This is a genomic window from Virgibacillus kekensis (assembly GCF_042654125.1).
In the GTDB taxonomy this organism is placed as follows: Bacteria; Bacillota; Bacilli; order Bacillales; family Amphibacillaceae; genus Lentibacillus; species Lentibacillus kekensis.
Window position 1 is genome coordinate 1 of the sequence record NZ_JBHSFU010000004.1, and the last position, 22,604, is coordinate 22,604.

Here is a 22,604-nt window from a genome sequence, read left to right on the forward strand (position 1 = left end):
AGTTGAATACCGAACTCAATCCAGCCAATCAGCTGCATAATAAACTCTAACTTTTGGGGGTAACCACCGTCAGCTGCTTTTTTTATTCAATAGTTCTCTTTCTTGTGTAGATTCCTCACAACTAAAAAGAAAGCCACCAGTCCGCCTGATGGCTGCCCTTGTTTTATACAGTTTCAGTTTCCGTGATACGTACTGCCTTTTCGCCCTTTACAAATACTAAGGTATACAGGAGCAGCAGTACAACTATACTCACAATCGAAAATCCGTAAATAAAGTGGTAGCTTGTTGCTCCCGCGAGAATGCCAAGTCCAGTCGAGCCGAGCGCGATTCCTAGATCCATCGAAGAAAAGAACATCGCGTTCGCGGTTCCCTGCTTTTCTTTTTCCACAAAGCCGACCGCTATCGCCTGAAGTGTCGGTGTCATAATACCATAGGAGAATCCATAGAAAATACCCGCAATCAGCAATGTAGCCGTACTTTCGGTGATAGACAGCAAGAACAGCCCGACAATCCCGGAAACTGCACCTGGATAAATGATCACCTTATGACCAAGTTTATCGTAAAGCCTACCGGAAAATGGACGAACAACAACCATCATAATTGTCATCATCAGGAAAAATAATGAGATTGACGCGCCAAGACCTGCCTCATTGCCTAGTCCGCCAAGGAAGCTTATGACCCCACCTAACGTTATCGTGAAAAAGAACGCCAGAATACATGGTAATAATGCTTTTTTATCAAAGGCGTATTCCTTAAGTGTAACTTTTCTGGCAGGATCGGCAGTTTTCTCCACTTTTGGTGCTTTGACGAAGAAACCAAGTATCAGTGTTGTGATTGTAACAACCACTGACAAAATAATCATTAAGTTATACGAATACAACTGCAGAAGTGACAAAGCAAACATCGGCGCGGCACTTGTACCCACACTTGTTGCGAGCCCGTAGTAGCCAATCCCTTCCCCAAGCCGCTTTGCAGGGATGATATTCGTTGCCAACGTCGATAAGATTGTTGTAATAATCCCGAACGCCATACCATGCAGCGCGCGCAACACCAGCAGAAGTGCCACTGATGTCTGTCCATAACTCAATCCGACCGTAAAAATCAAAACAGCAAGTGTAATCATGCTCATTTGCTTAACGTTGATTTTCTGAATCAGATACCCGATAAACGGTCGTGTTAAAATGGCCGCTCCCATAAACACAGTCGTCATCAGGCCGGCCTGGGTCGGATTGTTTTTAATTTCAGTAATATAGGCGGGAAATCCTGCCGTCAGTATTTGTAAACATAGGAAAAATAAAAAAGCCATTATGACAATGACTACAAATTGGGATGTCCATAACTTAGATGTTTTTTGCATAAAAATAATTCCTTCTTTCTATCTGTTTGCATCCTCCAGCAATTCGTCAATATTGCTTTCCAGCGAACGGAGTACCTCTTGATAAACAGCAAGTTCACTGTCACGGATTTGCGCGGTGATTTTTTCATAAATCTCTTCCAGATAAGGCGCGACCTCTTCTGCGAGACTAACTCCTTTCTCTGTGTTGGTTACCAGAAATGAACGCCTGTCTTCCGGATTCCGAATCCGCTCCACATAATCGTGCTTTTCAAGCAGATCAAGTATTTTCGTCAATGTTGCTTGATCCTTATCTGCCCGCTCAGACAGTGTCTTTTGCGTAACCTGACCTGTCTCATTTAATGTACGCAGCACACTCCACTGCTCAGTTGTAAGATTAAACGATTTTAAATAGTAATTGACTATCCGTGTAAGTTTTTTGCTGAGACGGACTGATGCAGAACCAATTGCCTTATCCATCGACATAAGGAAGTCCCCTCTTTCAAACAATCTTTACTTAGTATAACTCATCTTATCGTTTGTGTAAATATAATTTGTATACAAAGTATTTTTGCGCATAAGAAAACCCGACAATCGCCGGGCGAAAATTATTAATATGCTACCAGTTCAGACAGCACATATTGATAAAGAAGCTCTTCCGTATGCTTGAGCGATGATTCGTGGGTCCTCTCGTAGGCATGGGAAGAATCAATTCCAGGACCGATCAGTCCATGAATAATATCATGTCCCGCGCGGATTGCCGCTGACGCATCTGAACCGTAATAAGGATAAATATCAAGTTTATACTCCACATTATTGGCTTCAGCAAGCTCAACCAAATGTTTTCGTAATCCAAAATGATACGGACCGCTTGAATCCTTCACACAGATGGACACGGTATATTCATCCGTTGACTGGCCGTCACCCATTGCACCCATATCGACCGCAAGATACTCCACTGTCTCCGGTGTGATATTGGAATTACCACCATAGCCAATTTCCTCGTTATTGGAAATCAAGAAATGTGTAGTGTATGGCAGTTCAGCATTCTCTTCCTTCAGGCGCTTGATAAGCTGCAGCAGGATTCCGACACTCGCCTTATCGTCAAGATGACGTGATTTCAGGAAGCCGTTGTCAGCAGCCTGAACTCGCGGGTCAAACGATACAAAATCGCCGACTTCGATTCCGAGCTCACGAATTTCTTCCGCATTCTCGACCTTTGCATCAATTCGAACTTCCATGTTTTCCCGATTTCGCTCTGCTTTCCCTGCATCCTTATAGACATGAACCGAAGTTTGATGCATCAGAATCGTTCCAGTATAAACCTTCCCACTAGAGGTATGGATTTCACAGTACTCCCCTTCAATCGCGTTGTAGTGAAAACCACCGATCAGATCAAGTCTCAGCCGGCCGTTGCTTTTCACTTCTTTTACCATGGCACCGAGTGTATCCACGTGAGCGGTAAGCATCCGATGTTCTTTGTCATTTTTTCCAGGCAGTGTCGCAATCAAACCGCCTTTACGATTCCGTTTTGTCTCCACCTGAAGATTCTTCAGATAATCCTCAACAAATTGAATTACCTGGCCGGTATAACCAGACGGACTGGGAATGGATACCAGCTCTCTGATAAGCATCTTTGTTTCGTTAACATTTGGGTATGTAGTCATGATAACTCTCCTCTCTGGATATCATTACTTATACCTTACCGTGAAAGCTGCTGAAACAAAAGAAAAATGGATAGACTGAGCTACCCACTTCCATCTAATCTATTTTACTGCTGGTATCCACGCCACCGGGCTTTTCCTGATAATTTTCAATGCCACTTATATTGAAATCAAAGTTTGGCATCTCCTTATAGCCTGTTACATCTAACTTGAAGACCTCTTCGAGTACACCCTGGTTGATTTGAATATTTATTATTGTCAACGATAGTCTTGGCTCGTCACTCTGTCCATATGCCTTTAAATCCAAAAGTGCTCCCGTTTCCTTGGCAATTACCATTGTAAAGGGCCCCGCCAGCCCTTCTGACATATCTTCCGTAACTACTCCTTCTATAAAATACGCGGGCATCCCGAACTTCTCCCCCTCGGTATAAGACCAGTTCTCGTAATTGTTATAGATAAGAAAGTCCCATTCACTATCAAAAATTGCTCCAGTAAACTTCCCGGTACTTGAATGAATAAAATAATCCTTATCCTGATGATGGCTCTTTTCAAATGTCTTGTGGTTAAATATTTTTTCCTCTATTTTCTTTCGGAGCATGACTTCATCCTTGAATAAATAATGAAGTGTCTCTTTCAGTTTGCCATTCTCAAAATCCTGATGAATTGACCTATTCATATGTTTATCAAAATTCACATAAAACTCTATTTTATTTTTCCCTCCCGGGCTTGGAAAAAATTCATAAGATCCCTGTGCTGTATGGACATAGTGATTGGAATAATGCATTTTTTTCACAATCTGAAATTTATCAGGATACTCTTTAGATGGCTTAAGTTTATCCTCCCAAGGATACAGTTCCTCTTGTGTCACCGAAGGAGCTTGCTGAGGTGTCTCATTTTTATCAGATTGGTTGTTATTGCCTTGTTGCTTATCCGGAGAAAGCTCTTCGGAAAATCCCAATATACCTATCACGAAACAAAGTATCACGATACTAACCGCACTTGTGACTGTTCGTGTCCACTTGCCAATACTGTTGAAATTAAAAATGGTACCCCGGTTCTTTGATCTTTGAAGGATATTCCTTTTTAATTCCCGCTTATCGACATTCAAGTCTTTCAATACAGTTTTTTTCATTGAGCTATTTAAACACTTTAACTTGTCGTCCATCTTCATCATTCGCCCTCCTTCTCATACATTTTCCGCAGCATCCTGCGCCCTCGGTTCAGCCTGGTCTTTACGGTATTCTCCTTTATCCCAAACGTTTTACTAATTTCTTTGATCTGCATTTCTTCAAAGTAAAACAGGTAGATAACTTCTCTAAACTTAAGAGGGAGAGACATTACCCGCTGTGCAAGCAGTTCATCTTCCACTTCCTGTACCAGCAGGTCCCCTGGATGTTGCTGATCAGACCGCAAATTGTTCTGGTCTTCTCCCTGCTTCAACAGGAAGTTTTTTAGCGACTTTTTTCTCAGCTCATCCTTGCATTTGTTAACCGTAATCCGGTACATCCATGTCTTGATTGATGATTGGTTACGGAAAGCGTCAATCCTGTTATAGCAGGTCAAAAATACGTCCTGCATAACTTCTTCAGCAAGTTGCTGGTCTTTTACGTAAGTGAAGGCAAGCCAAAGAATCGAGTGACAGTATTCATCTATAAGTTCTTCCAGAAACTTTTCCCGCAGCTGTGTATCCTGCTGAATTGCTTCAAGTCTTTGACTGGTAATAAATATGGCCATATCTATCTCTCCCCCTGCTACCCTTTTGACGTAAAAAAATAAGAATGGTTCCCTGATCATGAGAAACTTTTTAGGTAGTGTAAATGAAACTTAAAAACAGGAATTAGTCCTTTAACTTTTTCAAAAATCGGGTATACTATATATAAAGATGAAATAAATTAAATAAGGACCGCTTGGTGCGGTAAACACCAAACGGCCCAGTGTGTAATAGCCCTTTCAAGGGGGCGGCTCACATTATACGGCGAAAAGTAATCACCTCACATGCTTGCCAGGCAATGGGTGGTTACTTTTTATTTTGTGACAGAATCGCAACGACCAGCGTTGCAAACGAGATCATCAGAAACAATGTCTCAAAAACTGTCAAGGCATCACCCCCTTTCGCTGATGCGACATTGAAGGGAGTGAGCCACCACCCATGATAGCCTTATTACACTACTACCATTATAACAAAATGGGTGTACAAAATACTGAGCAGATAGTAGGGAATGGGGGAATTTTTCAGTGCGATAAAAAAATAACCCCTTATTTTAAAAGAAGTTATTTTGATAGGAACAAACGTTCGACTATGGTATAATTTTGATTATAATAAATTGGCTTCATATGAGGGGTTGGGTACACATTTCCATGGGATATTTCCCAAGAGGGGAGGTGTAGCCTATGGATATGATTAATGTATTAGCGCTGATGATTTCTTTCGGCATGTTAATTGCATTTATCATGTCCGAGCAAAAAAAATAACCCCTCATGTGGTTAAATAGCCATGCCGCTTGAGGGATCATTCTCTTAAGTGTGCCACCCCTCTTTATGGGGTTGGTTTATTGCAACCGTTCCATGTTCCAGCATGGGACGGTTTTTATATTTACTTCTAAGTTTATTATATATTGATAATACTTGTTTATGCAAATAAGAGCTAAATTTTACTACAATCAAAAATAAAAAACCACCAACATATGTATTGGTGGAGACGGTGGGACGTGCTCTTCCATGCTTTCGACATGGCACTGACTATATCTTGAACCTGAATAAGTTCAGGTTCCCCGGCGTCTTATGCAGAATAAATATTTGCCGTCTGGCAGATCCTGCATCCTAGTACTACCACGTGAATGGCAGCCTATAAGTCGATACACGGCTGTTGGATTACTCCACATACCGCTCGGCATTGCCGTATCACTTCTCAGCGACTTAGGTTTCACCGATAAAGCCGGATTTTCACTTCTGCGTTGCCACAGAAGGCGACTATTTACTAATCGAACCCACGTCCAAGGATATCGCCACTCAGGCATCTACGAGTGTAGTTGGTATATTATCATTCACTGACTCTGCAGCCTACCAACAGGCTTTCGAGCAGCTAGTCTGATTAGTTTCAACTATCATCCTCAGACGGCGAATGACAGTATAGCCCGCTTCATTTGAGACCCTTCAATCTGCCACACGGGCGATAGCAGGAAGGATCGCTTTAGAACTACTTACGCAGCTGCTAAAGCAGGTTCGTTATTTTTGCCAATTATTATAGGCGAGTAACGTTTTACGAGCCGTAACCTCGACGCGCAACCTGAGCTCAATCTATCCCTGTCGAATCCGTAACGTCCCCATGTAGGAGAATCGCTCAGGATAGCACGAGCAATATTCATTTATATGTCTTAACGACAATTCTTATTATAGCATAAATCGCAATAAAATCAAGGGGGTCAGGGTTTTAGTGCATGTTATCCTTGATGGCGCGGTCAATATCACGCTTCATTTGTTTTCGTTTCAGATCCTCACGCTTATCGTATTTCTTTTTACCTTTACCCAGACCAATCAGTACTTTGGCAACACCATTTTTAATATAAACCTTTAAGGGCACAAGTGCGTAGCCCTGCTGCTGTGTCAGCCCAAGCAGCTTATCAATTTGTTTGCGATGCAACAGCAGTTTGCGTGTTCGGGTCGGATCATGGTTAAACCGGTTCCCCTGCTCATACGTTGCAATATGCATGTTGATCAGTTGCACTTCACCTTTGTTTATCCTGGCGTGCGCATCTTTTAGGTTAATTCGGCCGGCACGGATTGATTTTATTTCGGTCCCCTGCAGAACAATGCCCGCTTCGTACGTGTCTTCTATAAAATAATCATGTGATGCTCTTTTATTCTGCGCTAAAACTTTCCCATTTCCTTTTGGCATGACGTGCTTCCTCCTACTGCTTGCGTGACATATATTCTACCAAACATTCGCGGTTTTTCCAATTGTGAATAGCGCGTGGAAGAAATGCGATGGTGAAACGTCGTTAAAAGCGGTGGAATGAATTTTTAATCATTCAGAATGGAATTGTGCTTAATACAGCTCTTATTCTGTTCAATAGGGTTGCTAATGTGCCTTATGAGCTTCGTATTCTGTTCAATACGACTCATATTCTGCTTATACCCCCCTATTCTGCCATAAAGACACGAATCCTTCATCAAAAAACTGATACAGCACCTTTTTAGTGCTGTACCAGTCTTCACCTTACATTTCCTACTTCTTCTTCCCTTTAAACTTTTTCTGTTTTTTCGGTTTCTTAGGTTTATCGGGCTTTTCCTTTTTTTTCGGTGCGGAAACAAGTTCAAAGTCAACGACACGCTCATCGATGTTGACATTCACAACGCGCACATCAACTTCTTCACCAATTTTATAAATATTACCAGTCCGTTCACCAATCATCGCGTAGTTGCGCTGGTCATAATGGTAATAGTCGTCGGTCAGGTAGCTTACGTGTACCAGACCCTCAATGGTATTCTCAAGCTCTACAAACAATCCGAAGTTTGTAACCGAACTAATTACGCCGGTATATTCCTCACCAATTTTATCTTCCATAAACTCAGCTTTTTTCAAATCATCAGTTTCCCGCTCGGCATCGACCGCAGTCCGTTCTTTTCCTGAAGTATGTCGCGCAATTTCAGGCATCCGTTCCTTCCAGTGCTGGATAGTTTTCGCCTTCATATCCTTTTCAACCAGATATGTGCGAATCAGACGGTGAACAATCAAGTCCGGATAACGACGGATTGGCGAAGTGAAATGAGTGTAAAAGTCTGTCGCCAAACCAAAGTGTCCGATACTGTTCGGATCATATTTGGCCTGTTGCATGGAACGTAACATTAGCTTGGAAACGATCATTTCCTCTGGTTTATCTTTTACTTCCTCAATCACTTTTTGGAGTGCCTGTGGGTGAATATCATTTGCCGTTCCCTTAACGGTATAGCCAAGCCCTGCGATAAACTCAAAGAAATGCTGCAGCTTGCTTTCGTCTGGATCCTGGTGGACACGGTGGATAAACGGAACATCCATCCAATGGAAGTGTTCAGCGATTGTCTCGTTTGCTGCCAGCATGAATTCCTCAATCAATCGTTCAGCAACAGAACGCTCACGTAAGACAACATCGGTTGGCTTACCTTCCGGATCGACGAGTACCTGTGCTTCTTTAAAATCGAAGTCAATCGCACCACGGCGCATCCGCTTGCCCCGCAATATCTCTGCCAGCTTTTCCATCTCTTCAAACATCGGTACTAAACTGTCATACCGTTCACGGGTATTTTCATCCTTGTCTACAAGAATTTTATTGACATCTTTGTACGTCATACGCTCATTCGTTTTAATAACGCTTTGAAAAATCTCGTGGTTGACGACTTCCCCTTTTGATGTGATTTCCATTTCACAACCAAGAGTTAGCCTGTCCACCTGCGGATTCAACGAACAAATCCCATTTGATAAACGGTGCGGAATCATTGGAATTACCCGGTCCACCAGATAAACACTCGTTCCGCGTTCGAAAGCTTCTTTATCGATTGGGGATCCTTGATCCACATAATAACTGACATCGGCAATATAAACGCCTAGCTTATAGTTGCCATTATCAAGACGTTTGACAGTTACCGCATCATCAAGGTCCTTCGCATCCGCACCATCAATGGTTACAATTGTCTCATCGCGAAGGTCACGACGGTTTTCCAGTTCTGATTCATCAATTTCATCAGGTGTATTTGTTGCTTGTTCAAGCACCTCTTCGGGAAAGTCGACTTTAATTCCATGTTTATAGATTATGGAAATAATATCGATGCCCGGATCATTTTTGTGGCCGAGAATCTGAGTGACCTCACCCTCGGCACTCATCCGTCCCTCCGGATATTTGGTAATCTGCGCAATAACTTTATGCCCGCTGACTGCTCCATTCGCCGCATTCTTCGGGATGAAGATATCATTTGGAATCCGCTTGTCGTCTGCGATTACAAAACCAAACGATTTATTATCTTCATATGTTCCGACAACCTGATGTGTGGCTCGTTCGAGAATCCGAATCACGGTACCCTCTGGCCGATTGCCATCGTCGTCTTTCTTTTCCAGACGGACCAAAACTTTGTCATTATTCATAGCCGATGCAAGATCCGAGTGATGAATATACACATCCGTTTGATTTTCATCATCTGGAATCAGAAAAGCAAAACCCTTCGCATGCATCTGGATTCTCCCTCGGACCAGATTCATTTTTTCTGGTAACCCGAATCTGTTCTTCCGGGTCCGAACAAGCTCACCTGATTCCTCGAGTTCATTTAATGCCTTGACGAGCTCCTTGAATTCATCCGGTCCGTTGAGCTCCAATTCACTTTCAATCTCTTCGACTGCCAATGGCTTTTCTCTATGTTCATTAAAATAATTGCGTACACGCTCTATGATTGCTTCTTCCATATTTGCTCACCTTCTTTCATTAGTATTGTTGACTTTTTATTTGAATAATAATCATTCTTTCCAATCAAGGGATTCAAGGAACGCATAAATATCTTCGTGCAGCTGTTCTTTTTCCTTATCCATGGTGATGACATGTCCGGATTCCGCATACCATTTGATATCCTTGTGGTCCGCTTCAACATTTTCATAGATGTACGTAGCGCTGTCAGTATTGATCATTTCATCTTTCTCTGCCTGCACCACAAACGTCGGCGTATAAATGGTATCAATATTTTCTTTTACCTCATTAATGAAATTGCCTAGATCCTTAAACATTTCAGATGAATTGTCGACGAGTTCATCAACTTCCCGACTGATTGTATCGGAATCTTTTCCTTCCAGCTGTTTGAATTCTTTTGCCTTGAATTTAAATCCTTTGGTCAATTCTTGCTCATTGTCAAAAAACATTGGTGCACACATCGTGACAATGCCTTTCACTTGTTCAGAATATGCCAGTTTCAGACTGAGCACACCGCCAAGTGACAGACCGGCAACGGCGATTTCGTTATAGCCTAATTCTTTCAGATGGTTATATGCGTTCTTCACATCTTCCCACCATTCATCCGCGCTCGCTTCAACAAGTGCTTCCGGCTCCTGACCGTGTCCCCGGTAGATTGGCGCATGACTGGTATAGCCTTTTTTTTCGAGAAAGCGTCCAAGCATCCGCACGTCAGCTGAATGCCCAGTAAATCCATGTAATAACAATACCGCGCGCGGACCTGCTTCAAACGTAAATGGTTTCGGTAATTTTATTTTCATATTGCGACATCTCCTTATGTGTTATGTAAATTGTGTTTGTGGTTGAATTGCTGTTATGTTTACCAGCGACATAATTGGCAGATTTACAACTTCTTTTTACCGTAATCCTTAATTTACCATACCCTATTATTCGCCGCTTGAAAATAAATAAACCCTTATCACAAATTTTGCGATAAGGGTTGCTTACTGTCTATTGTAAAACGTATGCACTCAGGAAAGCCAAAATAAAGAATAGCGTTCCAGTGATTACTGTTCCGCGGTGTAGAATCAAATCAGCACCACGTGCTTTCTGTTTTCCGAAAAGTTGTTCCGCTCCGCCTGAAATCGCGCCGGAAAGACCTTCACTTTTACCTGACTGCAATAATATAAGTACAATCATAATAATTGCATCAATAACCAATAATACATTTACTACCCCTGCCATGTATTGAGCACCTCCTGTAGCGAACAAATACCTATTTGTACTTTAGCACATTTTTCATATATTTAGCAAGTCTATTTTAGCGTAATCTTGGACGTATCAACGCTTTCCTTTTATCATAAGAATAACAAATTGTTTAGGATGAGAGGGGATATCATGGAAGAAACCAAATGGCTCAAAATGCAGGATGACACAGAAATTTACCTGAAAAAATGGTCAAATACTTCCAAAAAACCGAAAGCTATCGTGCAGATTGCACATGGTATGGTGGAGCATATTGAACGGTATAACGGTTTTGCGAAGTATCTGATTGAAAAAGATATTTTCGTTTACGGGAACGATCATCGTGGCCATGGGAAAACGGGCGAGAAACAGGGACTTTTCGGTTATTTTGCTGATGAGGATGGGTTTGAAAAAGCAACCGGGGATTTGCTTGAAGTTACAAACCATATCCGGCAGGAGTATCCTGATACACCGCTAATCCTGCTCGGACATAGTATGGGGTCATTCCTTGCCCGTAATTACATCCAGCAAGAAAGTTCAATCATTGACGGCGTGATTCTTTCCGGAACCGGCTACTATCCAGTTACACAAACCCGAGCTGGAAAAAAATTATCGTCAACGCTGTCGCCTAAAGAAAAGTCCACCCTGATGAACACAGTGACGTTCTTTTCCTATAATAAACGGGTGAAAAATAAGAAAACAAATCTCGACTGGCTATCCCGTGACGAGACAGTTGTCCTGAACTTCATTGAAGATCCATATTGCGGATTCATACCAACTGCCCAGTTCTTCTACGACCTGATGGATGGTCTTTTGAAAATACATGATAAAGAATCAATCAAGTCAATTAGGGCTGATCTGTCAATGCTGATTTTCAGCGGGGATGAGGATCCTGTTGGTGACTATGAAAAAGGTATCTGGAAAACGGCACACTTATTTGCAGATGCCGGAATGACTAACATAATGACATTACTCTACGAAGGCGGCCGTCATGAGATGCTGAATGAAATCAATCGTAAAGAAGTATACCGTGACGTCTATAGCTGGATCGCCGAACAAATTTAGACCAACCTTTTCCAGTTAACGCTTTCATTATGAATTCTTTGGGACAATAACCAAGATTGCTTGAATTAAGAACAATAAACAGTATAAAATGTAGACTGGAATACGTATTTTTTTAGCAAATATGACTCTCGCTAAAAGGATTAGCGAGTGCCAAGTTTTTTAATAATTGAAGGGTTGGTCGAAGTATATGATTCAGGGAATAGCAGCGTCCAACGGCATAGCGATTGCACGTGCATATCAGCTTGCTGCACCGGACTTAACGTTTGAAAAGAAAAAAACAGATAATCCAAACCAGGAAGTTGAACGCCTAGAGAAAGCACTGGAAATCTCCAAGCAGGAACTCCAAAAAATAAAGGCGCATACTCAAAAAGAACTTGGTGATGAGCATGCGGAAATTTTCTCTGCACATTTACTGGTTCTTGGTGATCCAGAGCTAATTAATCCGATTAAGGATAAAATCAATTCCGACAACGTGATTGCGGAAACAGCACTCGACGAAGTTGCCAACATGTTTATCGACATGTTCAAAAATATGGACAATGAATACATGCGCGAGCGTGCCGCCGACATTCAGGACGTTACCAAGCGGATTATGGCGCATCTTCTAGGGGCTTCTTTTCCAGATCCGGCATTGATAGACGAAGAGGTAATCGTAATAGCAAATGACCTTACCCCTTCTGATACTGCCCAACTGAACCGTCAATTTGTGAAAGGGTTTGCGACTGATATAGGCGGCCGTACATCCCACTCGGCAATTATGGCACGATCACTTGAAATTCCAGCTGTTGTCGGTACAAAAGAAATCACCAGCATTGTCAACAAGGACGATATGGTCATTGTCGATGGAATTGAAGGAAAAGTTATTATTAACCCATCTGACGAAGAACTTTCCGAGTATAAGACCAAGCAAGAAAACTTCGCGAAGCAAAAAGAAGAGTGGGCGAAATTCAAGGATGAGCCGACCAGAACTTCTGACGGGGAACAAGTAGAACTTGCTGCCAATATTGGTACACCAGATGATGTTACAGGCGTACTGGAAAATGGCGGCGAAGGAATCGGTCTATATCGTACCGAATTTCTGTATATGGGCAAAAACGAACTTCCTACCGAAGAAGAACAGTTTGATGCATACAAGTCCGTTCTTGAACAAATGGGAGACAAACCAGTTGTAGTCCGTACACTCGATATTGGCGGGGATAAAGAATTGAACTACCTTGACCTGCCAAAAGAATTGAATCCGTTCCTTGGATTCCGGGCAATTCGCTTCTGCTTGGAAAATGAGCAAGTCTTCCGTCCGCAACTGCGTGCCCTGCTTCGTGCAAGTGCATATGGAAATCTGAAGATCATGTTCCCGATGATTGCTACGCTTGAGGAATTCCGTCAGGCAAAAGCGATTTTGACGGATGAAAAAGAAGATCTTAAGCGGGAAGGTTACAAGGTTTCCGATAAGATTGAAGTCGGCATCATGGTTGAAATTCCTTCGACGGCGGTTATTGCTAAGGCATTTGCAAAAGAAGTAGACTTTTTCAGTATCGGTACCAACGATCTGATTCAATACACAATGGCCGCTGACCGTATGAATGAACAGGTTTCTTACTTGTATCAGCCGTACAACCCGGCAATCCTGAACCTGATCAATACAGTAATTGAAGCAGCACACAGCGAAGGCAAATGGGTTGGCATGTGCGGTGAGATGGCCGGTGACTCGATTGCCATTCCGATTCTTCTTGGACTTGGATTGGACGAGTTCAGCATGAGCGCAACCTCCATCCTTCCGGCTCGTACACAGCTGAGCGGATTATCTAAAGAAAAAATGACGTCCTATAAAGAAAAACTTCTTTCGATGGGAACAGCGGAAGAAGTAGTTGAATTCGTTAAGGAAAAAACAGACCAATAAAAAGTTGTGCCCGGTGTCTGCATGTGAGCAGGCCCGGGCACTTTTTATCCGGATATAATTTCCATTTTTTGCTCAATCGGTGTCCGACCGCGATCGCGGGGGAGTTTTTTCGGATAGCCGATCTGCATAACAGCAGCAACTTTCATCGTTGAACTGTCGAGTCCTACGTCGTCCACGAACCCTTTATCATGCATATACGGTGTTATCGTCCACAGCATGCCAACACCATATTTCCATGCCGCGAGCTGTGCATTCTGGATAAACGCACAAACCGCTGCGTATTCCTCTTCATACCGAACAGGGTCATCTTCTATTTCAAAAAAAATCAGAGCATGATGTGGAATCTGAAGTAGAAACTCGCGCATCGATTCGGTCATCTTAACAGTCTTTGGATGATCATCGGTCTTCAACATGCCGATCCGCTGATAGCTTGTAATGATGGCGTCGACCAGCTGACGTTTCCCTTCTCTCTGGTAGAGTTTGATATTCCACGGTTCGTTCATGTAATGGGTCGGCGCATAGGAGCCATATGTAAAAATCTTTTTAAGCACAGCTTCGTCAACTTCCTCATCCTTAAATGTATGGATGGATCGACGCGCTTTTATTGCCTGCAAAATATCGATTGGTATCACCTCGAATCTAGTAATCTAAAAGATTGTTGTTTTCGACACAATAAGTATAAACTCCGAAGTAACTCGTAGCTTCGCTCCGGAAATACATTACGCTTTCCGCGGGCAACGCTTCAACTTCCTCGGAAGAAGACCACTTCCTGCGGGATTTTCAGCTGTTGCTTTTCCCGCTGGAGTCTCCATGTATTTCCGTCGCTGGATTGAAGTTGATTTATACTTATATCAGCGCCTAACGCCTATTAGCGCAGGCAGAATGCGTAGACTCCTGGGGGAACAGCACGAGTCCGAGGATCCCGCAGCGCAAACAAGGGAAGGCCGACTAAAACCGTCCTTTGCGGACAACGTCGGGCATACCCCTTGCCGGAGCAAGGAGGCTGAGGCCGTGCCTCCGGCAAAGGAAACATTGTGAAATCCTTGCTTGAACAGATGTTGACCTTGCACCCGGAGTGGTGAAAGCGAAGTATTCTGACGTAGCGGTAGGTACAGCTGTTACGTCGCAGTTTCTATCAACTGCGAATTATTTAGGAGCAACAAAATTTACGAAAAGAGCCTAAACTTATTATAGGACAAGTTAAGCTGATATGTCGAAAATACCCCTGAGTGGGCATGAGCAATATTTGATGTTTGGTGGACACCAGGGCCTCTATTTAAGACTATACGGCAGAATTCAGGGTGTGAACGGCCACCAGAGCCCTTATTTGTAGAATTTAGCCCGGATATTAACCAGATTTCCTCAAATAGCGTACCTGGTGTCCGCTCAACTTTCCTAAACAGGTATTTCTGAAAAATAAGGTCTTATATGTTCGGTTAGAGATTACTCGACATTAAAATTAATCAATTTTACTGAAAAAGATAAAAGTAAAGAGACGGCCGCAGCCGTCTCTTTCGGTTTCAACTTATTTATTTTTTCAAGTTGTAGAATGCATTCAGTCCAGCGTATTCACCCATGCCTGCCAACTCGTCTTCAATACGAAGCAGTTGGTTGTATTTCGCTACACGGTCTGTACGGGACGGTGCACCGGTCTTAATTTGGCCAGCGTTTGTTGCAACTGCGATATCCGCAATCGTTGCGTCTTCGGTTTCACCAGAGCGGTGGGAAATAACCGCAGTGTATCCTGCACGCTTCGCCATTTCGATTGCTTCAAACGTTTCAGTAAGCGTACCAATTTGGTTTACTTTTACAAGGATGGAGTTGCCGACACCTTGCTCGATACCTTGAGATAGCTTGCTTGTGTTGGTAACAAAGAGGTCATCCCCAACAAGCTGTACGCGATCGCCAATACGGTCGGTAAGCAACTTATGTCCGTCCCAGTCATTTTCATCCAGGCCATCTTCAATAGAGATGATTGGGTATTTGTTTACCATATCCTCATACCAGGAAACCATCTCTTCAGAAGTACGAACAACGCCTTCACCTTTTAGATTATACTTGCCGTCTTCGTAGATTTCAGAAGCAGCAACGTCCATTGCAAGCTTGATTTCTTCACCAGGCTTGTAGCCAGCAGCTTCAATTGCTTCAACAATTGTCTGCAGTGCTTCTTCATTGGAACCGAGGTTAGGAGCGAAACCACCTTCATCACCTACACCAGTGTTATAGCCTTTGTTTTTCAGTACTTTTTTAAGTGAATGGAAAATTTCAGCGCCAGTCCGCAGTGCTTCCTGGAATGTTAGTGCTGCAACAGGCATTACCATGAATTCTTGGATATCCACGTTGTTATCAGCGTGCTCCCCACCGTTCAAAATGTTCATCATTGGTGTTGGAAGTGTTTTGGCATTAAATCCGCCAAGATAATTGTAAAGTGGAACTTCCAGGTAGCTTGCTGCTGCATGGGCAACTGCCATAGAGACACCTAGAATAGCGTTTGCTCCAAGGTTACCTTTGTTTTCAGTACCATCAATCTCAAGCATGATCTGGTCGATGATATTCTGGCGTGTTACATCAACACCAAGCAGTTCAGGTCCGATCACATCGTTCACGTTCTGTACTGCTTTTTGAACCCCTTTACCTAGATAACGGTCCTTGTCACCGTCACGAAGCTCAACTGCTTCGTATTCTCCTGTTGAAGCACCACTTGGAACTAATGCGACACCAAAGGCACCTGATTCGGTAAATACTTCTACTTCAACTGTCGGGTTTCCACGGGAATCAAGTACTTCACGTGCATAAACGTCTGTAATGTATGGCATGAAAATCGCTCCTCTGTTTTTGATTATTTTTTAATTAATGATTGCCCTGTCATTTCGCTTGGCTGGTCCACACCCAGTATATCCAATAGTGTTGGTGATAAATCAGCTAATATACCACCATCTCTGAGTTCGGCGCCTTCTTCCGTTACAATCACCGGTACAGGATTGGTAGTATGCGCAGTCATTGGATTTCCTTCGATTGTTGTTACCTCGTCGGAGTTTCCATGATCGGCGGTGATAATCGCTTTACCACCAAGCTCATGGATTTTATCCACTACTTTCCCAAGACACTCATCAACTGCTTCGATTGCCTTTATTGTCGGTTCGAGCATCCCTGAATGACCTACCATATCGGGATTCGCAAAGTTAAGGATAATGGCATTATGCTGTTTGGAGTCCAATTCCTCAAGCAGTTTATCCGTCACTTCGTATGCACTCATTTCCGGCTGAAGGTCATACGTTGCAACCTTTGGCGAATCAATCAGTACCCGTTTTTCACCTGGAAATTCCTGTTCACGGCCACCGCTCATAAAGAAGGTGACGTGCGGATATTTTTCCGTTTCGGCAATTCGCAGCTGGTTTAGATTATTCTGCGCGAGAACCTCCCCAACTGTATTATCTAGGTTTACTGGTTTATACGCAACATAACCGTTGACAGATTCACTGAAATTCGTCAGCATGACAAAGTCCAGATTCTTCGGTACATTTTCGCCCCGGTCAAAATCGCGGAAATCGTCGTTGGCAAACGTACGGGAAATTTGGATTGCACGGTCTGGACGGAAATTGTAGAAAATGATAGAATCCTCGTCCTCTACTTTTCCGAGCGGCTCGCCAGCCACGTCCGTTATTACAGAAGGGATGACAAACTCATCATGAATCCCATTCTCATAAGAGTCATTCACGACCTCGCATGGGTTCTGATATTTTGGACCTTCGCCATGTACCATCGCGTCATACGCTTTCTTCACACGATCCCAACGTTTGTCGCGGTCCATTGAATAATAACGGCCGGAAATTGTAGCAAACTTCCCAACGCCGTATTCCTTCATTTTCTCTTCTGTTTGTTCAATGTATGTTTTGGCTGTTTTCGGCCCCACGTCACGGCCATCCAAAAATGCATGTACATATACTTCTTTCAGATTATTATCCGAAGCAAGTTTAAGTAGTGCAAACAAATGGTTGATATGACTGTGTACGCCGCCGTCGGAAAGAAGTCCGAATATATGCAGTGCCTTCCCTTTTTTCTTGGCGTGCTCAATCGATTTTACAAAAGCTCCCTTTTCAAAAAAATCGCCTTCTTCAATCGAAAGGTTAACCCGGGTAAGGCTTTGATATACAATCCGACCTGTACCAATGTTAAGGTGCCCAACTTCAGAATTACCCATCTGTCCATCTGGCAGTCCAACCGCCTGGCCACTTGCCTCCAGTTGACTATGTGGATACTTCGTCCAAAAACGGTCAAAGTTTGGAGTGTTAGCCTGTCTGACTGCATTTCCCATCTCCTCGTCGCGAATACCGAATCCATCGAGGATGATAAGTGCTGCTAGTTTATCCTGACTCATTTGGTACCTGCCTCCACTAATTTGAGGAATGAATCAGCTTCAAGACTCGCGCCGCCAACAAGAGCTCCGTCAATATCAGATTGTGCAAGCAGCTCATCAACATTAGCAGGCTTTACACTTCCACCGTATTGAATTACTACTTTTTCAGCAACTTCTTCTGATGTGGCATCCTTCAGGACATTCCGGATATGTGTGCAGACTTCGTTGGCATCTTCGCTGGATGCGGTTTTTCCTGTACCAATTGCCCAGATAGGTTCATATGCGACAATTGTTTGTGCAATTTGTTCGTCAGGCAGACCAGCAAGACCTTCCCGGACCTGCTGCTCAATATGATCCATTGTCTCGTTCGCCTCACGCTGGTCAAGTGTTTCGCCAACACAGACAATTGGTGTCAGCTGATGCTTGAATGCAGCATGCGCTTTTTTATTTACTGTTTCGTTTGTTTCAGCAAAATGTTCGCGGCGCTCGGAGTGTCCGAGGACAACATGTGTTACGCCGAGATCATTCAGCATTACCGGGCTTACTTCACCAGTGAATGCACCACTCTCTTCAAAGTGCATATTTTGCGCACCAATTTTAACAGAGGTACCATTCGTTTTTTCCACGAGCGATTTTAAAAAGGGAAATGGTGCACAGACAATTGCTTCTACATTGTCATCGTTTGGAACCTTCCCCGCTATGTCGTCGATAAACTGATCTGCTTCGTTTGACACTTTGTTCATTTTCCAGTTTCCTGCAATTACTTTTTTGCGCATCGTCTCACCTCTTCAGTTTATTTATCGTCAAGTGCTTTCACACCAGGTAGTTCTTTACCTTCCATAAATTCAAGTGACGCACCGCCACCGGTCGAAACGTGATCCATCTCTGCTGCATATCCGAACTTCTCAACTGCTGCAGCCGAATCGCCACCACCGATGACCGTATAGCCTTCTGTGTTTGCAAGGCTTTGTGCCACGGCTCTTGTCCCACCAGCAAATGTGTTCATTTCGAATACGCCCATTGGCCCGTTCCAGATGACCAGTTTGGACCCGGCAATAATCCGGTCGTACGCTTCACGAGTTTTCGGTCCAATATCAAGAGCTTCCCAGTCAGCCGGGATAGAATCGATATCCACGATTTTGGTGTTGGCATCTTCGGAAAAGTCATCCGCTACCACAGCATCTTCCGGTAAAATAAAGTCGACACCTTTGTCGCGTGCTTTCTGCATAAATTCTTTTGCCATATCTATCTTATCTTCCTCAAGCAGTGACTTCCCGATTTCATGTCCCTGTGCTTTGATAAACGTGTAGGCAAGTCCACCACCGACAATCAGGTTGTCTACTTTATCAAGTAGATTATCAATCACGTTGATCTTATCCTTCACTTTTGCACCACCGATGATAGCGGTAAACGGTCGTTCCGGATTTTTGATTGCTTTGCCAAGTACTTCGATTTCTTTTTCCATCAGGAATCCTGCTGCAGCGGGAAGTTTTTCAGCCACACCAGTTGTCGAAGCATGTGCACGGTGAGCCGCGCCAAACGCATCATTCACATAAAAGTCAGCCATGTCGGCGAATGCCTGCGCAAGTTCAGGATCATTCTTTTCTTCACCAGGCTCAAAGCGAACATTTTCGATTAAAAGAATTTCACCTTCTTTTAAACCGGAAATTGCTTCATCCACCTCACCACCATGAACTGCGTCTGTTTTGGTTACATTTTTACCGGTGAGATTACTCAGACGCTTTGCCACCGGGTCGAGCCGAAGCTCCTCGACTACTTCCCCTTTCGGCCGGCCGAGGTGGCTTGCCAGAATTACGATCGCTCCGCTTTCAGTCAGCTGGCTGATTGTTGGAAGTGCAGCTTTAATGCGGGTATCGTCAGTAACTTCGCCGTCTTTCATCGGCACATTGAAATCAACACGACAAAAGACTTTCTTTCCTTTCACGTCAAGATCATGAAGTGTTTTTTTATTCATCTGTGAACCTCCTACATGAAAACTATGTATCCATTAAAATTTTCCCCGAAGTATCATCCGTTAATCATTATAACGGAGAAACAATGGAAATGCTTTTATAAAGTGAAAAAGGAGGAGGATTCCCCTCCCCCTGTAATATAACTTACAAGCCTTGTTTTTGCATGTAAACGGCAAGGTCCACACAACGTGCAGAGTAGCCCATTTCGTTGTCATACCAGGAGATAACTTTAACCATGTTATCTTCTAGTGTCATTGTTGAAAGACTGTCAAAGATTGAAGAGTGAGTGTTTCCAACGATATCAGTTGATACAAGTGGGTCCTCACTGTACTCAAGCACAGCTTCAAGGTCGCCGCTAGCCGCAGCTTCTTTAAATGCATTGTTTACTTCTTCTTCCGTTACATTTTTATCAAGTTCAGCAACAAGGTCTACCAGTGAACCATCTGGAGTTGGCACGCGTACTGCCATACCATTCAGTTTGCCGTTTAGTTCAGGAAGTACTTTTCCAACAACTTTTGCAGCCCCTGTTGATGTTGGAATGATGTTCTGTGCTGCTGCACGTGCACGACGATAGTCTTTGTGCGGCAGGTCAAGAATCTGCTGATCATTTGTATACGAGTGAACAGTAGTCATCAGACCACGTTTCAGACCAAAGTTTTCATGCAATACTTTAGCAAGCGGTGCAATACAGTTAGTTGTGCAAGATGCATTGGACACGATGTGATGTTTGCTTGGATCGTAGTCTTTTTCATTTACGCCCATAACCATTGTCAGGTCTTCTTCTTTAGCTGGTGCAGAAATGATTACTTTTTTAGCACCTGCATCAAGGTGTTTCTTCGCATCGTCACGCTGTGTGAAGCGACCAGTTGATTCAATTACAATATCAACACCAAGGTCTCCCCAGCCAAGTTCAGCAGGATCGCGCTCGGAAAGTACTTTAATTTCTTTTCCGCCAACAACAAGATTGTTTCCTTCAACGCTGACTTCTTCTTCAAGTCTTCCATGAACAGAGTCATATTTCAGTAGGTGTGCAAGCATATTGGCGTCGGTCAGGTCGTTAACTGCCACCACTTCTACTTCATTATTGTTCTGTGCCTGACGGAATACGTTACGTCCGATACGTCCAAAACCATTAATACCTATTTTAACTGCCATGTATAATTCCTCCTATATTTCCTATGATTTATATATTTAAAGAGAATGATCCCTTTAGGAAAACAATGCGAATGCAGCCTACTCGCTACATTTTTAGAATCTCTTCAGCAGCTGCCTCATCGGTAATCAGCATATCTCGTTTACCCTTATTAAAATATGAAGCAATCGCGTTTGCCTTTGAATGCCCGCCCGCAACAGTAATCACCTGGTCAACACTATCCAGGTCATCAAGTTGAATGCCTATCGTTCTGACCTTATGAACAACATTTCCGTTCCCGTCAAAATAATAGCCGAACGCCTCACTGACAGCATGGTTTTCCTTCAATTGTGCGGTCACATCTTCCGGCGTCTTTCTTCGTCTGGCCATTGTCATCGCATCACCTATTCCGTGAAGCACGACACTAGCACTTTTGACACGCTGCAAAGTCTCATTGACAGCGGGCTCTTTGATGATTGTCTGGTATGCTGTTTCACTCAACGGATCAGGCACATACAGAAGTCGGTAGTCCCCACGGGCTTTCCGCGCCATTTTCGCGACAATCGTGTTGGCCTGGTTTTCTTCTTTTTCACCAATACCTCCACGCGCCGGAATAAACAGACAATCAGCACCATCATCAAGCGGCACCATCATCTCAGCAACAGCGGCCATAGTAGTCCCGCCTGTCACCGCAACTGTTTGTGCCGATTTTATTCTCTTCTTTAAGTACGTTACACAAGCTTTTCCCATTTCCTGTTTGACCCAATCATGCGAATCACTGTTCCCTGGGACAACCATAATGGCATTCAGTTGTAATTTTTCCTTTAACTGTCGTTCCAAAACACTGAGCCCCATAGCTTCGTGCATGAAATCCGCCAATTGTTCTATTACTAACTTTCCCTCTTTTGTGATTTGCATTCCCTTGGATGTCACGTCAATCAGGCCTTGGTCATGCAAGAAATCTACTTCACCCCGAACAATGCGCTCAGTTATTCCAGTATTATCGGCCAAGCCACGCCGGCCGATCGGCTGCAAAAGATCAATACTTTGCAGAATGACATACCGCTGCTGCATAATATCGAGCAGATCAGGGAATAATTTTTTCTGCAGATCCAGCAACGCGCGCATCAGAATACTCCTTTACCGGGTGAATTATGTCCCGCATGGTTATTTTACGTCCCGCTTGGGCCAAAAAAATATCTACTGACCTAAGCAGTTACTATTATTTTATCATATACGAAGATTTATACAAACATTTTAGCTTTTTGCATTTCGAAGAGCCTCTTCCAGTGCCTCATAGCTCATTTCCTCACAATCTATGGTAACATCGCCAATCTGGACAACAGGAATAAGCAGCTGATACTCCTCAAGCCACTCGTCATTTGTATAAATATCCCGCTCTTCAATTTCCATAGGATAATCACTTTTTAGTATATCTAGCAATGATTCGGCATCATCGCATAATGAACAATTTTCTTTTGTATAAAAAATAACATCACGCATCGCTTACCCTCCATTATGGGACAGGGGG

General features: G+C 43.3%; 20 protein-coding genes and 1 other RNA gene. 2 read left to right on the forward strand and 19 right to left on the reverse strand.

Annotated features, from left to right (window positions below; all coding sequences use genetic code 11):
* Nucleotides 1-163 precede the first annotated feature (163 nt).
* The 11 genes from ACFO3D_RS04390 to secG form a co-directional block, all read right to left on the reverse strand.
* Nucleotides 164-1,357, reverse strand: coding sequence for an MFS transporter (locus ACFO3D_RS04390; protein ID WP_390293417.1), 1,194 nt, complete (start codon nucleotides 1,355-1,357; stop codon nucleotides 164-166).
* 18 nt (nucleotides 1,358-1,375) lie between these two features.
* Nucleotides 1,376-1,819 carry a MarR family winged helix-turn-helix transcriptional regulator gene (locus ACFO3D_RS04395; protein ID WP_390293418.1) on the reverse strand — a complete coding sequence of 148 codons (444 nt, stop codon included), beginning with the start codon at nucleotides 1,817-1,819 and terminating at the stop codon, nucleotides 1,376-1,378.
* A 125-nt stretch (nucleotides 1,820-1,944) separates the two neighbouring features.
* The gene (locus ACFO3D_RS04400; RefSeq protein WP_390293419.1) at nucleotides 1,945-3,000 is read right to left on the reverse strand and encodes a M42 family metallopeptidase; all 1,056 of its coding nucleotides are present in this window, start codon (nucleotides 2,998-3,000) and stop codon (nucleotides 1,945-1,947) included.
* 94 nt (nucleotides 3,001-3,094) lie between these two features.
* Nucleotides 3,095-4,168, reverse strand: coding sequence for a hypothetical protein (locus ACFO3D_RS04405; RefSeq protein ID WP_390293420.1), 1,074 nt, complete (start codon nucleotides 4,166-4,168; stop codon nucleotides 3,095-3,097).
* Nucleotides 4,168-4,731 (reverse strand): sigma-70 family RNA polymerase sigma factor, encoded by a 564-nt coding sequence (locus tag ACFO3D_RS04410; protein WP_390293421.1) that lies wholly within the window; start codon nucleotides 4,729-4,731, stop codon nucleotides 4,168-4,170. The genes ACFO3D_RS04405 and ACFO3D_RS04410 overlap by 1 nt, the downstream gene beginning before the upstream one ends.
* Nucleotides 4,732-5,014: 283 nt before the next feature.
* Nucleotides 5,015-5,095: a putative holin-like toxin gene (locus ACFO3D_RS04415; RefSeq protein WP_390295451.1), complete on the reverse strand. Its 81-nt coding sequence runs from the start codon at nucleotides 5,093-5,095 to the stop codon at nucleotides 5,015-5,017.
* 880 nt (nucleotides 5,096-5,975) lie between these two features.
* Nucleotides 5,976-6,314, reverse strand: a transfer-messenger RNA (tmRNA) gene (ssrA, locus tag ACFO3D_RS04420).
* A 113-nt stretch (nucleotides 6,315-6,427) separates the two neighbouring features.
* Nucleotides 6,428-6,892 (reverse strand): SsrA-binding protein SmpB, encoded by a 465-nt coding sequence (gene smpB / locus ACFO3D_RS04425; protein ID WP_390293422.1) that lies wholly within the window; start codon nucleotides 6,890-6,892, stop codon nucleotides 6,428-6,430.
* Between the two features lie 330 nt (nucleotides 6,893-7,222).
* Nucleotides 7,223-9,427, reverse strand: a complete 2,205-nt coding sequence (gene rnr / locus ACFO3D_RS04430) for a ribonuclease R (protein WP_390293423.1) — start codon at nucleotides 9,425-9,427, stop codon at nucleotides 7,223-7,225.
* Between the two features lie 51 nt (nucleotides 9,428-9,478).
* Nucleotides 9,479-10,225: an alpha/beta hydrolase gene (locus ACFO3D_RS04435; RefSeq protein WP_390293424.1), complete on the reverse strand. Its 747-nt coding sequence runs from the start codon at nucleotides 10,223-10,225 to the stop codon at nucleotides 9,479-9,481.
* 190 nt (nucleotides 10,226-10,415) lie between these two features.
* Nucleotides 10,416-10,649, reverse strand: coding sequence for a preprotein translocase subunit SecG (gene secG / locus ACFO3D_RS04440; RefSeq protein ID WP_390293425.1), 234 nt, complete (start codon nucleotides 10,647-10,649; stop codon nucleotides 10,416-10,418).
* A 153-nt stretch (nucleotides 10,650-10,802) separates the two neighbouring features.
* Here secG and ACFO3D_RS04445 point away from each other — a divergent pair, with 153 nt between their 5' ends.
* Both ACFO3D_RS04445 and ptsP read left to right on the forward strand, forming a co-directional pair.
* A complete protein-coding gene (locus ACFO3D_RS04445) occupies nucleotides 10,803-11,714 on the forward strand; it encodes an alpha/beta hydrolase (RefSeq protein ID WP_390293426.1) in 912 nt (303 codons plus the stop codon).
* A gap of 187 nt (nucleotides 11,715-11,901) precedes the next feature.
* On the forward strand, nucleotides 11,902-13,611 hold the full coding sequence (ptsP, locus tag ACFO3D_RS04450) for a phosphoenolpyruvate--protein phosphotransferase (RefSeq protein ID WP_390293427.1): 1,710 nt from the start codon (nucleotides 11,902-11,904) through the stop codon (nucleotides 13,609-13,611).
* A gap of 44 nt (nucleotides 13,612-13,655) precedes the next feature.
* Here the strand turns inward: ptsP and ACFO3D_RS04455 are convergent, their stop codons facing one another.
* From ACFO3D_RS04455 to ACFO3D_RS04490, 8 genes are all read right to left on the reverse strand, one after another.
* Nucleotides 13,656-14,225, reverse strand: coding sequence for a nitroreductase family protein (locus ACFO3D_RS04455; RefSeq protein ID WP_390293428.1), 570 nt, complete (start codon nucleotides 14,223-14,225; stop codon nucleotides 13,656-13,658).
* 915 nt (nucleotides 14,226-15,140) lie between these two features.
* Nucleotides 15,141-16,427, reverse strand: a complete 1,287-nt coding sequence (eno, locus tag ACFO3D_RS04460) for a phosphopyruvate hydratase (RefSeq protein WP_390293429.1) — start codon at nucleotides 16,425-16,427, stop codon at nucleotides 15,141-15,143.
* A gap of 23 nt (nucleotides 16,428-16,450) precedes the next feature.
* Entirely contained in the window at nucleotides 16,451-17,989 is a 1,539-nt protein-coding gene (gene gpmI, locus ACFO3D_RS04465; RefSeq protein WP_390293430.1) for a 2,3-bisphosphoglycerate-independent phosphoglycerate mutase, read from the reverse strand.
* Complete coding sequence (gene tpiA / locus ACFO3D_RS04470; RefSeq protein WP_390293431.1) at nucleotides 17,986-18,744, reverse strand: triose-phosphate isomerase; 759 nt, start codon at nucleotides 18,742-18,744, stop codon at nucleotides 17,986-17,988. The genes gpmI and tpiA overlap by 4 nt, the downstream gene beginning before the upstream one ends.
* Nucleotides 18,745-18,761: 17 nt before the next feature.
* A complete protein-coding gene (locus ACFO3D_RS04475; RefSeq protein ID WP_390293432.1) occupies nucleotides 18,762-19,943 on the reverse strand; it encodes a phosphoglycerate kinase in 1,182 nt (393 codons plus the stop codon).
* A gap of 142 nt (nucleotides 19,944-20,085) precedes the next feature.
* On the reverse strand, nucleotides 20,086-21,096 hold the full coding sequence (gene gap, locus ACFO3D_RS04480) for a type I glyceraldehyde-3-phosphate dehydrogenase (protein ID WP_390293433.1): 1,011 nt from the start codon (nucleotides 21,094-21,096) through the stop codon (nucleotides 20,086-20,088).
* 85 nt (nucleotides 21,097-21,181) lie between these two features.
* The gene (locus ACFO3D_RS04485) at nucleotides 21,182-22,201 is read right to left on the reverse strand and encodes a sugar-binding transcriptional regulator (protein WP_390293434.1); all 1,020 of its coding nucleotides are present in this window, start codon (nucleotides 22,199-22,201) and stop codon (nucleotides 21,182-21,184) included.
* A 129-nt stretch (nucleotides 22,202-22,330) separates the two neighbouring features.
* On the reverse strand, nucleotides 22,331-22,576 hold the full coding sequence (locus ACFO3D_RS04490) for a glutaredoxin family protein (protein ID WP_390293436.1): 246 nt from the start codon (nucleotides 22,574-22,576) through the stop codon (nucleotides 22,331-22,333).
* Nucleotides 22,577-22,604 lie beyond the last annotated feature (28 nt).